Annotated in this window: 13 protein-coding genes and 2 pseudogenes; 6 read left to right on the top strand and 9 right to left on the bottom strand. The window is 66.8% G+C overall.

Translation table 11 applies throughout. The features are described 5' to 3' along the window. Positions 1-195 precede the first annotated feature (195 nt). A complete protein-coding gene (locus DM816_RS34590; protein ID WP_117214673.1) occupies positions 196-1,053 on the bottom strand; it encodes a winged helix-turn-helix transcriptional regulator in 858 nt (285 codons plus the stop codon). Between the two features lie 59 nt (positions 1,054-1,112). Here DM816_RS34590 and DM816_RS34585 point away from each other — a divergent pair, with 59 nt between their 5' ends. Together DM816_RS34585 and DM816_RS34580 are read left to right on the top strand one after the other, a co-directional pair. Beyond that, positions 1,113-2,258 (top strand): MFS transporter, encoded by a 1,146-nt coding sequence (locus tag DM816_RS34585; RefSeq protein ID WP_162908129.1) that lies wholly within the window; start codon positions 1,113-1,115, stop codon positions 2,256-2,258. A gap of 29 nt (positions 2,259-2,287) precedes the next feature. Then, a complete protein-coding gene (locus DM816_RS34580; RefSeq protein WP_117214671.1) occupies positions 2,288-2,914 on the top strand; it encodes a hemerythrin domain-containing protein in 627 nt (208 codons plus the stop codon). A gap of 3 nt (positions 2,915-2,917) precedes the next feature. On the opposite strand, the gene DM816_RS34575 is transcribed toward DM816_RS34580, so the two are convergent. Further along, positions 2,918-3,784 (bottom strand): DUF72 domain-containing protein, encoded by an 867-nt coding sequence (locus DM816_RS34575; RefSeq protein ID WP_117214670.1) that lies wholly within the window; start codon positions 3,782-3,784, stop codon positions 2,918-2,920. A gap of 229 nt (positions 3,785-4,013) precedes the next feature. Between DM816_RS34575 and DM816_RS46020 the strand changes: the two are divergent. Continuing rightward, positions 4,014-4,190: pseudogene (locus DM816_RS46020) on the top strand (hypothetical protein); the annotation flags it as partial. Between the two features lie 187 nt (positions 4,191-4,377). Continuing rightward, positions 4,378-4,686, top strand: coding sequence for an efflux RND transporter permease subunit (locus DM816_RS43980; RefSeq protein WP_342768788.1), 309 nt, complete (start codon positions 4,378-4,380; stop codon positions 4,684-4,686). Here DM816_RS43980 and DM816_RS34565 read toward each other — a convergent pair. The 5 genes from DM816_RS34565 to DM816_RS34545 form a co-directional block, all read right to left on the bottom strand. Next, entirely contained in the window at positions 4,662-6,593 is a 1,932-nt protein-coding gene (locus tag DM816_RS34565; RefSeq protein WP_211588976.1) for an ABC transporter ATP-binding protein, read from the bottom strand. The genes DM816_RS43980 and DM816_RS34565 overlap by 25 nt on opposite strands. Beyond that, the gene (locus DM816_RS34560) at positions 6,590-8,266 is read right to left on the bottom strand and encodes an ABC transporter ATP-binding protein (RefSeq protein ID WP_246002529.1); all 1,677 of its coding nucleotides are present in this window, start codon (positions 8,264-8,266) and stop codon (positions 6,590-6,592) included. The genes DM816_RS34565 and DM816_RS34560 overlap by 4 nt, the downstream gene beginning before the upstream one ends. After that, positions 8,199-8,816, bottom strand: coding sequence for a TetR/AcrR family transcriptional regulator (locus DM816_RS44860; RefSeq protein WP_246002528.1), 618 nt, complete (start codon positions 8,814-8,816; stop codon positions 8,199-8,201). The genes DM816_RS34560 and DM816_RS44860 overlap by 68 nt, the downstream gene beginning before the upstream one ends. A gap of 89 nt (positions 8,817-8,905) precedes the next feature. Then, positions 8,906-9,628 carry an alpha/beta hydrolase gene (locus tag DM816_RS34550; protein ID WP_117214667.1) on the bottom strand — a complete coding sequence of 241 codons (723 nt, stop codon included), beginning with the start codon at positions 9,626-9,628 and terminating at the stop codon, positions 8,906-8,908. Beyond that, positions 9,618-9,908 (bottom strand): antibiotic biosynthesis monooxygenase family protein, encoded by a 291-nt coding sequence (locus tag DM816_RS34545; RefSeq protein WP_117214666.1) that lies wholly within the window; start codon positions 9,906-9,908, stop codon positions 9,618-9,620. The genes DM816_RS34550 and DM816_RS34545 overlap by 11 nt, the downstream gene beginning before the upstream one ends. Positions 9,909-10,108: 200 nt before the next feature. Between DM816_RS34545 and DM816_RS34540 the strand changes: the two are divergent. Both DM816_RS34540 and DM816_RS46015 read left to right on the top strand, forming a co-directional pair. Further along, a pseudogene (locus tag DM816_RS34540) lies at positions 10,109-11,083 on the top strand (TerC family protein); the annotation flags it as partial. Positions 11,084-11,273: 190 nt separating this feature from the next. Further along, positions 11,274-11,546 (top strand): LuxR C-terminal-related transcriptional regulator, encoded by a 273-nt coding sequence (locus DM816_RS46015; protein ID WP_211588975.1) that lies wholly within the window; start codon positions 11,274-11,276, stop codon positions 11,544-11,546. Here the strand turns inward: DM816_RS46015 and DM816_RS34530 are convergent. Together DM816_RS34530 and DM816_RS34525 are read right to left on the bottom strand one after the other, a co-directional pair. After that, positions 11,506-11,955 carry a hypothetical protein gene (locus tag DM816_RS34530; protein ID WP_117214663.1) on the bottom strand — a complete coding sequence of 150 codons (450 nt, stop codon included), beginning with the start codon at positions 11,953-11,955 and terminating at the stop codon, positions 11,506-11,508. The genes DM816_RS46015 and DM816_RS34530 overlap by 41 nt on opposite strands. A 26-nt stretch (positions 11,956-11,981) precedes the next feature. After that, on the bottom strand, positions 11,982-12,302 hold a 321-nt coding region (locus DM816_RS34525), incomplete at its 5' end, for a hypothetical protein (RefSeq protein ID WP_211588974.1).

Below are 12,302 nucleotides of genomic sequence, written 5' to 3'. Positions count from 1 at the left end.
CCTCGGGAGCCGGTGGGAGGGTAGGGCTCGTGAGGTGTGGCTGGCGAGTGTCGGTGGTGGGGGCGCCTCGGGAGCCGGTGGGAGGGTAGGGCTCGTGAGGTGTGGCTGGCGAGTGTCGGTGGTGGGGGAGCGCCCCCGAAGTCAGCGGGAGGGCAAGGGTCCGCGAGCTGGCCGTGGAGGATGTGTGCGGATGGGTCAGCGGGCGCGGGATAGGGCCCAATCTATGGCTGCGGGGATGTTGGTGATGGGGAAAAGGGCGTCGGTGATGGTGCGGGTGGCGTCGATGACGAGGACGAGGCGGCGCAGGCGCGGGGTGTCGGGCGCGCGGAAGGTGGGCAGCCGCAGTGTCGCGGTGAGGTGAAGGCCTGCGTCGGAGAGTAGGGGGAAGGGGACGCGCTCGGCCGTGGCGAAGTCCTTCTGGTCGGCGGCGGCTTGGGTGCTGACGCCCCGGATTGCAGCGCCCGCCGCCTGGAAGTCCGCGTGTGCTGCGGCGAAGAGGCGGTTTTCCAGTGTGCAGCCGATGGCGCCCGGGATGGCGCTCCAGCCATCCGGTTTGGGCGTGCGGGACGCCAGCGGGAAGGCGAACAGGACCGTGTGCGACGCGGAGGGATCGACGACGTCCAGCGGAGTGTCCAATGTAGATGGAAGGGTCAACTCCGGTATCCGTGTGCCTGCCAGTGATGAAACCCGAGCGGCTGCGGCCTGCGAGCCCAGCCCGGTGAGCGAGCCGTCGCCGAGCAGCCACGTGTCGCCCCAATCCTGCAGCGCCACCAACACGGGCACCAGCGCGAGCCCTGCGGGAGTCAGCCAGTACTCATGCCGCACCGGGCTTTGCGAATAGGGCCGCCGCTCGACCAGCCCGTGCCCCACAAGTTTGCGCAACCGCTCGGTGAGCACCTTGCGTGAAATCCCCAACTCGCCCGTCAACTGCTCGAACCGATGGCTGCCCCGCGCCAGATCCCGGATCAGCAGCAGATCCCAAGCGTCCCCGAGCACCCCCAACGATTGCGCGATCGCGCAGTGCGTCTCCGGAATCCAGCTTGCGTGCGGCATGCCCTCACTCTAGGTTCCCATTAGAAACTTACCAAGTACAACGGGGGAGGCGAGGGCGCGTGATCTGGTCGAGCCTCAAGCAGCTGCCGACATGGGTGCGCCTGCTCGTGCTCGGGCGCTTCATCAACGCAGCGGGCGCCCTCGCCTGGTTCTATCTCACGGTCTACCTCGTGCAGGAGCGCGGCATGGCCCCCGTCGAAGCAGGGGTGATCGTGGGCGCCAACGGGGCCGGGCTCATCGCGGGCAACCTGCTCGGCGGTTGGCTCGGTGATCGCTTCGGGATCAAGCGGGTGCTGCTGATCGGCTACGCCGGATGGGCCGTGACGTGCAGCCTGATGCCCTTGGCGCCCAACGCTTTCCTGCTTGCCCTCTCGGCGCTCGCGGGCTTGAGCGCCGGCTCCGGCCACCCGCTCGGCGTGGCGCTCGTGGCCGACGCCGTGCCGCCCGAGCAGCGCCGCATGGGCATCGCCATCTCCCGCGCCGCCATGAACGCCGGCATCATGGTCGGCCCGCCGCTGGGTGCGCTCGCCGCCGGCGTCGACTTCTCGCTGGTGTTCGTGATTGACGCGGTCACGAGCCTGGCCCTCATGTTCATCGTGTGGCGCTTCGTGCCGAAGGCCCAGCCGAAGTCCAGAGACGACATCCCGTCGGGATTCTTCCGCGCGGTCCGGGCCGACCGGCGCGTGCTGGCTCTGGTCATCGGCGTCGTCGCGCTCGACACGTCGTACCGCCAAATATTTACGGGTTTGCCGCTCATGCTGACCGATGACCAGACCCCGCTCATCGGCTACGGCGCGCTCATCTCGATCAGCTGCCTGATCATCGTGCTGGCCGAGACCCCGCTGGCGATTTACCTGGCGAAGCGGCCCGCCCTCAAGGTGATCTCGTCGGGCTGGGCGCTGGTCGGGCTCGGGTTCGTCGTGCTGGCAGTCTGGCCCCGCTACGGCGGTGCCGTCCTCGCGATCCTGATCATTACGGTGGGGGAGATGCTCTACAAACCCACCTCGCCCGCGTTCGCCGCCGACCGCGCGCCGAGCGGCATGAGCGGGCGCTTCCAAAGCCTGTACTCCGGCGCGTCGATCAGCGGCATGGTGCTGTCCCCTCCACTGGGCGGATTCGTGTACCAGTACGCGCCCGGCCTCCTGTGGCCCATGTGCGCCGGATTGGCCCTGCTAGCAGCCGTCATGCTGGTGAATCTGGATTAGTCCCCGGCCGCCGGGGGTATGGCCATGTCATGTTCTCGCCGTATCTGCCGCCCCTGCCTCCGCTGCCGGGCGAGAGGGAGAAGTACGAGTACCGCCCTGGCGGGCGCAGCATCATCTCCGTGCTCACCGACGAGCACCTCCAGCTGGAGGCGCTGTCGTCGGAGTTGCTCAAGGCCGAGCAGTCCCGGCGCGAGCTGGCCGACGTCGTGACGGCGGCCGTGTCGCGGCACCTGTCGGCGGAGGAGCAATACCTCTATCCGGCGGTGCGAGCGCTCGTGCCGGACGGAGACAACCTGGTCGACGACGAGATCGACCACGACACGACGCTGCTGCGCCAGCTCGCCGTGCTTGAGGAGGCCGCGCCGGACAGCCCGTCGTACCACGATCTCGCCGAGGCCGTCGACGCCGAGATCCTGCGCCACGGGTCCACCTGCGCGAGCCGGATCTTTCCCCAGCTGAGCCGGGTGGCCAGCGAGGCCGACCTGATCCGGCTGGGCAACCGCCTGGAGATCGCCGAGGAGGCCGCGCCGACCCGGCCGCACCCGGACATGCCCAACCGCCCGCCCTGGAACAAAATCGCGGCCCCGGCCGTGGGCGCGGTTGACAAGATCCGGGACAGCGTCGAGGGCCGTAAAACGTACCGAGAAGATTTATAGATTTTAATCGAGTAGCTCGATGAGCTCCTCGGCGTTGCGTTGCGCATAGTCGGAATAGCAATTGTTCATCAGCACGTGCGTCTGCCGCGTCTGGTCGGCGAGCTTGCGTATCTTGCCCGCCGCCTTCTTCAGCTCCGCCGTCGAATAGCGGTAGCCGAACTTTTCATGAATGTCGCGGCTGGTCCACTTGTCGCTGTGCCCGTGCAGGCGCACCACCGAGATGTCGCTTGTCGCCTCGAACACGGGCGGCACCGAGTTTTTGTAGCCCTGCGGCATGTCGACGCAGACGAACGGAAGCTTGTTGTCCCGCAACAACTCCAGTGTCTCGTCCTGATTGGACCCCTCGAACCATAGGGAGCTGCGCAGCTCGATCGCCACGCGCAGCGGTGCGCAACGCTGCTTGACCTCCAGCAGGTATTGCTTGTTGTCGCGCCTGATGCCGAACCACGGCGGGAACTGGAACAGCAGCACGCCCAGCTTCTTCGCCTTCACCAGCGGGTCCAGTGCGGACAGGAACCGGGTCCAGACCTCCTCGTATGCCTGGTCGTCCAGATCCTTGGGATAGATGTTCTGCTTGTCGGTCTCCGGTCGCAAATCCTTGTACAGCGCGGAAACCTTCGTCGGGTGGCCGGTCAGCATGCTGAACGCCTTGATGTTGAACAGGAATCCGGGCGGGGTGCGCTGCGCCCACAGAGTCGTCGTCTGCTCGGCCGGCGGGGCGTAGTAGGTGGAGTCGACCTCCACGATGGGGAACTGCTCGGCGTAGTAGGCGAGCCGGCTCTCGGCGTCATTTGCTTCTTTTGGGTACCACCCGGAGGCCAGGAGGGTCTTATCGGTCCACGAGGCCGTGCCCACGCGAATCTTGCCCATACAGGTAACCTACGCCCCCGCGGGAGATCACGTCCGCGATTGGCGTTTTCGAGCAGCGCATGATAGCCACCAAGGCAAGCCTTGGTGGCTATCGATGTCGCCTGGAGCGTCGGCTATCCGACACGCCGCTCGCTCGCCGCATTGGTGAGGTGTGTTTCGAGTCTGGTAGCGGGCGGGCACCGTCGCTTGTGGATGATGATCGGCCATCCAGGACATCCCGCAGATCGATGTGCAGGTGAAGCTGGAGGAGGCGCAGAAGTACGGGCTCAAGCCGGGCGACGTGCGCCGGGCCGTGGCCACGCTCATGGCCACGGAGGAGGTCGGCGACCTCTACCAGCGCGGCCGGATCTTCGACGTACGGCTCTACAGCACGCCGGAGACGTGCAGCGACCTGACCGCGCTGCGCAACCTGCCGCTGGACACCGCGCAGGGCGGGACCGTGGCGCTGGGCGAGGTGGCCATCATCTCGTTCATCACGCTGCCGTCGGCGTTGGTGGGCGGCGTCCTGGCGGCCTATGTCGGGGGAGGCGTGATATCGCTGGGTTCGCTGGTCGGGTTCTTCACGGTGCTCGGCATCGCCGCGCGCAAACGGGATCCTGATGATCAGCCACTTCCAGCATCTGGAGCGCGAGGAGAGCGTGCCGTTCGGCGCCGGCCTCGTGCTGCGCGGCGCCCGCGAGCGGCCGGCCCCGATCCTGATGACCACGCTGGCGGCGGGGCTCGCGCTCGTGCCGATGGTGATGTTCGGCGAGATCCCGGGCAACGAGATCGAGCACCCGATGGCCGTGGTCATCCTCGGCGGGCTGTTCACCTCCACGCTGCTCAATCTGTTTGTGGTGCCGGCGTTGCACCTCCGGTTTGGACGGTCACGATCGCGCTATCCGTCCGTAGCGACGGGTTGAGCGAACTGGGCGGCGTATAGGCGTGCGTATGCGCCGCCCTCCGCGATCAGCTTGTCGTGCGTGCCGTGCTCGACGATCCGGCCGTCCTCCATCACGAGGATCACGTCGGCGTTGCGGATGGTCGACAGGCGGTGCGCGATGACGAAACTGGTGCGGCCGCTGCGCAGCGAGCTCATCGCCTGCTGGATGAGCAGCTCGGTGCGGGTGTCCACGGAGCTGGTCGCCTCGTCGAGGATGAGGATGGCCGGCTCCGCCAGCACCGCCCGTGCGATGGTGATGAGCTGCTTTTCGCCCGCGCTGACGTTGCTGCCCTCCTCTTCGAGCGTTGTTTCGTAGCCGTCGGGCAGCGTGCGGATGAAGTGGTCGGCGTGGGCGGCCCTGGCCGCGTCGCCGACCTGATCGATCGACGCGCCGTCGGAACCGTACGCGATGTTGTCGGCGATCGTGCCCCCGAACAGCCACGTGTCCTGCAGCACCATGCCCATGTGCGAGCGCAGTTGCTCGCGCGGCATGGTGGCGATGTCGACGCCGTCGAGCGTGATGCGGCCGCCGTCCACCTCGTAGAAGCGCATCAGCAGGTTCACCAGGGTCGTTTTGCCCGCGCCGGTCGGGCCGACGATGGCCACCGTTTGCCCCGGTTCCACGACGAGCGAGAGGTTTTCAATCAAGGGCTTGTCTTCCTGGTACCGGAAAGAGACCTCCTCAAACGCGACGCGCCCACGGACCGGTGACAGCGCGAGCGGCGCCGGATCGGCCGATTGCTCTTGCGCGTCAAGCAGTTTGAACACCCGCTCGGCCGACGCCACGCCCGACTGGACCATATTGGACAGTCCGGCGATCTGGTTGAGCGGCTGGCTGAACTGGCGCGAGTATTGGATGAACGCCTGCACATCACCGAGCGACAGGGTGCCGGACGCGACGCGCAGCCCACCGATCACCGCGATGATCACGTAGTTGAGGTTGCCGATGAAGAACATCGCGGGCTGGATGAGCCCGGAGATGAACTGCGCCTTGAACGCCGAGCCGTAGAGCCCCTCGTTGTGCTCCTTGAACTTGGCGATGGCCGTCTCCTGCTGGCCGAACACCTTGACCAGCGAATGCCCGGTGAACATCTCCTCGATGTGCGCGTTGAGCTTGCCCGTGGTGGCCCACTGCCGCACGAACTGGGGCTGGGCCCGCTTTCCGATCAGGACGGTCACATAGATCGACAGGGGCACGGTCACCAAGGCGATCAGGGCCAGCAGTGGAGAGATCCAGAACATCATCGCGAGCACGCCGAGGACCGTGAGGATCGATATCACGAGCTGGGAGAGCGTCTGCTGCAGCGCCTGCGCGATGTTGTCCACGTCGTTGGTGGCCCGGCTGAGCACCTCGCCGCGTGCTTGGGAGTCGAAGTAGCGCAACGGAAGCCGGCCGAGCTTCGCCTCGACGTCCTCACGCAGTCGGTACATGGTGCGCTGCACGACCGTGGTCGTGATGCGCAGCTGGAACAGCTGGACCATCGAGGCGGTGAGGTACACGACGAGCGCCCACAGGAGCATCCGCCCGACCGCGCCGAAGTCGATGCCCTGGCCGGGCACGAGCCCGGCCATGCCGGAGACCATGTCGGCGAGCTGGTTCTGGCCGCCGGCCCGCAGCTGCTCGACGGCCTGCTCCTTGGTCACCCCGGCGGGCAGGCCGCGCCCGACGACCCCGCTGAACACGATGTCGGTGGCGTGGCCCAGGACGCGGGGCCCGGTCACCAGCAGCGCGACGGCGCCGACGCCGAGCACGAGCAGGGCGACGAGGCGGTTACGCTCGGGTCGCAGGAGACGCAGGACGCGCTTGGCGGTTCCCTTGAAGTTCAAGGATTTGTGAATCGGCGGGCCGCCCATCGCCGCAGCCGGCCCAAACCTCGGTCCCGTCATGCGAGGGCCTCCTGCTCGGTCAGTTGGGATAGCACTATCTCGCGGTAGGTTTCGTTGTCGCGCATCAGGTCTTGGTGCCTGCCCATGCCGACCACCTGACCGTCGTCGAGCACGACGATGCGGTCGGCGTCGCGGATGGTGTTTACCCGCTGGGCCACGATGACGACCGTGGCATCGCTGGTCTCGCGCGCCAGGGCCCGCCGCAGCGCGGCGTCGGTCGAGTAGTCCAGTGCCGAGAAGGAGTCGTCGAACAGGTAGATCTCGGGCCGTCGGACCAACGCCCGCGCTATCGCGAGCCGTTGCCGCTGCCCACCGGAGACGTTCGTGCCGCCCTGCGCGATCGGCGCGTCGAGCTTGTCCGGCATGGCCTCGACGAACTCGCGCGCCTGGGCGATCTCAAGGGCGTGCCACAGCTCCTCGTCGGTCGCATCCGACCGCCCATATCGGAGGTTGCTGGCGATGGTGCCGGTGAAGAGGTAAGGCTTTTGCGGGACGTAACCTATGGCCTGCGACAGCAGCGCGGGATCGAGGTCGCGCACGTCCACGTCATCGACAAGCACCTTGCCACCCGTGGCGTCGAACAGCCGCGGCACGAGATTGAGCAAAGTGGACTTGCCGCTGCCGGTGCTGCCGATGATGGCGGTCACCTCGCCCGGTCGCGCCACCAGATCGATGCCCTTGAGGACCGGCTCCTCCGCGCCGGGATAGCGGAACTCGACGTCGCGCAGCTCCAGGTGTCCTTGCATGCCAACGTTTTGCACCGGGTCGGCCGGCGGGATCACACTCGCGTCGGTGTCGAGCACCTCCTCGACGCGCTCCGCGCAGACCTCGGCCCGCGGGATCATCACGAGCATGAAGGTCGCCATCATGACGGCCATAAGGATTTGCATGAGATATGTCAGGTACGCGGTGAGGGCTCCCACCTGCATGCCGCCCTCATCGATCCGGTGCCCGCCGAACCACAGCACACCGACGCTGGAGATGTTGATGATGAGGAACACGAGCGGGAACATGAGCGCCATCAGCTGGCCGGTCTTCAGCGAGAGGTCGGTGAGCTGGTCGTTGGCCACGGCGAAGCGCCTGCGCTCGTGCTCGTCCTTGACGAACGCGCGGATGACCCGGATGCCGGTGATCTGCTCGCGCATGATCCGGTTAACCTCGTCGATGCGCTCCTGCATGCCGCGGAACAGCGGGCGCATCCGCAAGATGATCAGGCCGATCGCGGCCACGAGGGCGGGGATGATGACCAGCAGCATGCTCGACAGCGGCACGTCCAGGCGCACGGCCATGACGACCCCGCCGACCATCATGATGGGCGCGGAAACCATGAGCGTGAACGCCATCAGCGCCAGCATCTGCACCTGAAGCACGTCGTTGGTGGTGCGGGTGATCAGCGACGGCGCACCGAACCGGCCCACCTCGCGGGCCGAGAAGTCCATGACACGACTGAAAATCGCGGCCCGCATGTCACGGCCGGCGGCCATCGCGATGCGCGCTCCAAAGTAGACGGCCACGCCGTTGGACACCATCTGGACCAGCGACACGCCGAGCATGACCGCCCCGACACCCAGGATGTGGCCGGTGTCGCCCTTGACGACGCCGTTGTCAATGATGTCGGCGTTGAGCGTCGGAAGATAGAGCGTCGCCAGCGTCTGCACCAGCTGCAAGACCACGACCAAGGTCAGCGTCGAACTGTATGGCCGCAGATGGCGTTTGAGGAGTCGCAAGAGCATCGAGTACCCCGTTCAATACCTCGGGTGTTCTACCAGGGATCATGACGGTCGAGACCAGAACCCAACCAATTGTTTCGCTCGGGTGCAAAAGGTTTTTGCGATCGGGCTCGACCAGGCGCTGCACCGCCGACACCAGTGGCGCGAGGCGCTCGGCTCGGGTGAGCTCGGACAAGAGTTGGGGATGCGCGCTGAAGTGGCGGCCGAGGATGCGGGCGGCCATCTGCAGCCGTACGCGCACGGGAAGCAGGTCGGGCAGGCGGTCGATGGCCTCGATCACGGGTGTGGGATCGCAGGCCTCCTTGACCGCCGCGCAGATGAGCGCCGCCTTGTCGGCGAAGACCCGGAAGATGGTGCCCTCGGCGACCCCGGCCGCCTCGGCGATCGCGCGTGTGCTCACGTCGGCGCCGTGCTCGGCCAGCAGCGGCAGCGTCGCGGCGATGAGCGCGGCGCGGCGCTCGTCGGGCGTGAGTCGTGCCATCACCCGGCCCACAATAATGAGTGATCACTCATTATTAAAGGGCACCGGACCGTTTTCGCTCTGAGCGTGGCGAGGGCGCCGGCGACCGGATTGACCGCCTGTCAACGGGGTTGGAGGAGCCAGGCTCCGATGCGGTCGAGGAGTTCGGCGGGGGCGGCGTTTTCGGCGTGGCCGAAGCCGGGTTCGAGCCACAGGTCCTTGGGCTGCGCCGCCGCGTCGTAGAGCTGGTGGGCGTGCTCGACGGGGAAGTAGGGATCGGCGTCGCCGTGCACGACGAGTAGCGGGGTGGGCGAGATCAGCGAGGCGACCTCGTGGGGGGCTTGGGGCAGCGGGTCCCAACCAGTGGACGCGATGCGTGTGCGCAACGCCACTCGCCCGACGACACGCCCGAGTTTGCGCTCGACCACCCAGTGCAGCCACCGCATGGGCACGGTGCCGCGGTAGTACCAGCGTGCCGGGCCGCTGACCGCCACGACGGCCACGACGTCGCGGATCAGCGCGGCGTGGCGGACCACGACGGAGGCGCCCATCGAGAACCCGACCGTGGCGACGTGTTTGTAGCCCAGTGTGCGCGCCCACCCCACGGCCGCCTCGACGTCGAAGATCTCGCGATCGCCCACTGTGGACAGTCCACCCGAGGAGCCGTGCCCGCGGAAGTCGAAGGTGATGACGCCGCCGTGCCGGCCGAACGCCGCGGACGCCCGGCGCATGCTGGGCCGGCGCCACGAACCGGTGAAGCCGTGCGCCAGCACGATCGCAAGATCACTATCGGCCGGGTCGTGGTGGGCGCTGATCCGTACCCCATCGGAGGCCTCAAGGTACATCGACGAAATGCTCCACCAAGGGTGGTTGGGCGAAGTATTGTCCGATAAGTCCGCGCCAGGTGACGAAGCGCTCGGTGGCCCGGAAGTTTTCCAGGTGCGCCTCGACCGAGTCCCACTCGACCAGCAGCACGAAGCGCGACGGCGACTCTATCCCGCGGGTCATCCGGACGCTGCGGCAGCCCGGAGTTGTGGCAAGCGTCTCACGGCCCTTGGCGTATGCGGCCGCGAAATCGTCTTCCTGCCCGGCCCGCACGTCAATCAGGGCGACCTCTAACACCATGGGCCTGATCCTTGCATGCCATACTTTGCTGGCAGGAGGGGAGTATTCCCTCGCGGCGGTGTCGTCAACACGGCTTCCGACTCGTGCTCACGAGGCGGGACCCGGCGCCGTCGGTCGCCGGGGAGGGCCCGTGGCTGGCTCACGGATCGCGGCGGGAGAGACCTCCGGGGCCTAATGCTGCCAACCGGAGGTTTTCGCGTATGAACGTGTCCACATTGGTCTGGGGTATCACGCTGGCCGGCCTGATCGCCGTGCTCCTGCTGGACCTGCTGATCGTCGGTCGCCGACCGCACGAGCCGTCGATGAAGGAGGCGACCGGCTGGGTCGTGCTCTACGTGGCCATGGCGACCGTGTTCGGCGTGTTCGTGTGGTTGGGCTACGGCGCGCAGTACGGGCAGGAGTTCTTCGCGGGCTGGCTGACCGAGTACAGCCTGTCCATCGACAACCTGTTCGTCTTCGTGATCATCATGAGCCGGTTCACCGTGCCGCGCATCTTCCAGCAGAAGGTGCTGCTCATCGGCATCGTGCTGGCGCTGCTCATGCGTGGCGTGTTCATCGCGGCGGGCGCGGCCCTGGTGTCCCGGTTCGTGTGGATCTTCTACATCTTCGGCGCGTTCCTGCTCTACACCGCGTGGACGTTCACCCGGCAGGGCGAGACCGACGAGAGCGACTTCAAGGAGAACGCGCTGATCCGATGGTCGCGCCGGGTCCTGCCGATCAGCCGCAGCTACGACGGCGCGAAGATGACCACCCTTTCGGAGAAGGGACGGCGCATCTTCACCCCCATGCTGATCGTGATGATCGCGATCGGCACCACCGACCTGATCTTCGCGCTCGACTCCATCCCGGCGATCTTCGGCCTGACCAAGGAGCCTTACCTGGTCTTCACCGCCAACGTGTTCGCGCTCATGGGCTTGCGCCAGCTCTACTTCCTGCTGGGCGGGCTGCTGCAGCGGCTGGTCTACCTGTCGCTGGGCCTGGCCGCGATCCTCGGTTTCATCGGGGTCAAGTTGATCCTGGAGGCGCTGGCTGGAAACAACGTGCCGTTCATCAACGGGGGCCAGCCGATCACCGCTGTGCCGCACATCACGATCGGCTGGTCGCTGGGCACGATCGTCAGCATTCTGGTCATCGCCACGATCGCAAGCCTGATCAAGTCGTCCCGCGACGGCAGGGCCGCGCGCAAGGTCGCGGCCACGGCGGCCGAGACCACGCGCACACCCGCGGAGACCACCGCTCGCCGGCCCGACAAGAGCGAGCGGGAGAAGAACGGGCAGCGATAGGCGCGGTTGTCAAAAGCCACACGTTTTCGCACGTCAGCGCGCTGATTGGCGAGAACGTGGCCGCCTACCCATACCCGATTCGGTGTTGGCCCTGCTCGCCGAGCGCAGGGCCAACCCGGAGATCGCGCGGCTGCTGTTCATCTCGCCGCGCACGGTGGAAAACCACGTCGCGACCGGGTTTTTCGCGGCGACGAAAGGGAGCCGACAGCGTGGAAATGGCCGCGCAGGGTGTGCTCACCAGGCCGGGGCTGTCGGCTGGCATTCTGCACCGCGCGGCCGGTGCGCAGTGCCGGCGCCTTCTTCGTGCCGGGGTGTCAGCGCCCCAAGCTCCAGGTGGAGCCGGGGCCGGCGGTGAAGACCTCGCCGCCCGGCAGGTAGAACATCCAGTGATCGAAGTCCTTCGAAAAGATCGAGAAGGTCCTCAGCCGGGTGCCGTCGGAGAAGGCGAAGGTCGATGACAGCGATGGCATGTCGAGCTGGATGTCGCTGAGCGTGCGCCCGTCGAGGGAGCGCACGGTCGGCTCCAGGAACTCGCGCGGGTCCTCGGACGACGCCACGATCTCCGCCGGTGTCTCTATCCGCCAAGCGGAGCAGTAGACCCACAGATGGAACTCGCCGTGCACCTTGCCCTTGGCCTGTTCGACGCGTTCGCCGAACTCGACGGTCAGAAAACTGCCCACGCCCAGGGCGGTGCCCCAGGCTACTTTGCCGGTGGCCAGGGCCAGCTTTGCTTGGACGTCGGCCAGCGGGTTGATGGTGTTCATCTTTGTTGCGCTCCTATACCTACTGGTCAGCCACCGAACATACTGAGGATTGTCTCGATGATCTCGTGATAGCCCATGTTCTGGCCGGTGATTTCGTCGTGCACCCGCCGGATTTCGCCCTTGTCGAGTTTGCGGCCGAGCTGTCGCTCCGCGTTGCGCACAGCATCGTTGAACTGCTTGTTCTGTGCTTGATTGTTACCAGGCGTGCCGTTTGACGACATCTGCAGGATCGTCCCGGCGGCGGCCGCCGCCGCTGCCGCCTGCGCCGCGGAGATCGCCGCGCTTGTCCACCAGGCCGCCGCCGCGCTCGCGGCGGCCGAGCTGCCGAAGGCGCCGCCCAGACCGGC

It is taken from the genome of Allorhizocola rhizosphaerae, from assembly GCF_003426775.1.
Lineage (GTDB): Bacteria > Actinomycetota > Actinomycetes > Mycobacteriales > Micromonosporaceae > Allorhizocola > Allorhizocola rhizosphaerae.
This window is presented reverse-complemented; position numbering and strand designations above follow the sequence as displayed.

What these genes read in the sequence shown, in the direction of transcription:
- DM816_RS34590 (WP_117214673.1), bottom strand. Translation starts at nt 1,053, where the DNA reads ATGCCGCACGCAAGCTGGATTCCGGAGACGCACTGCGCGATCGCGCAA.
- DM816_RS34580 (WP_117214671.1), top strand. Translation starts at nt 2,288, where the DNA reads ATGTTCTCGCCGTATCTGCCGCCCCTGCCTCCGCTGCCGGGCGAGAGG.
- DM816_RS34575 (WP_117214670.1), bottom strand. Translation starts at nt 3,784, where the DNA reads ATGGGCAAGATTCGCGTGGGCACGGCCTCGTGGACCGATAAGACCCTC.
- DM816_RS34565 (WP_211588976.1), bottom strand. Translation starts at nt 6,593, where the DNA reads ATGACGGGACCGAGGTTTGGGCCGGCTGCGGCGATGGGCGGCCCGCCG.
- DM816_RS34550 (WP_117214667.1), bottom strand. Translation starts at nt 9,628, where the DNA reads ATGTACCTTGAGGCCTCCGATGGGGTACGGATCAGCGCCCACCACGAC.
- DM816_RS34545 (WP_117214666.1), bottom strand. Translation starts at nt 9,908, where the DNA reads ATGGTGTTAGAGGTCGCCCTGATTGACGTGCGGGCCGGGCAGGAAGAC.
- DM816_RS34530 (WP_117214663.1), bottom strand. Translation starts at nt 11,955, where the DNA reads ATGAACACCATCAACCCGCTGGCCGACGTCCAAGCAAAGCTGGCCCTG.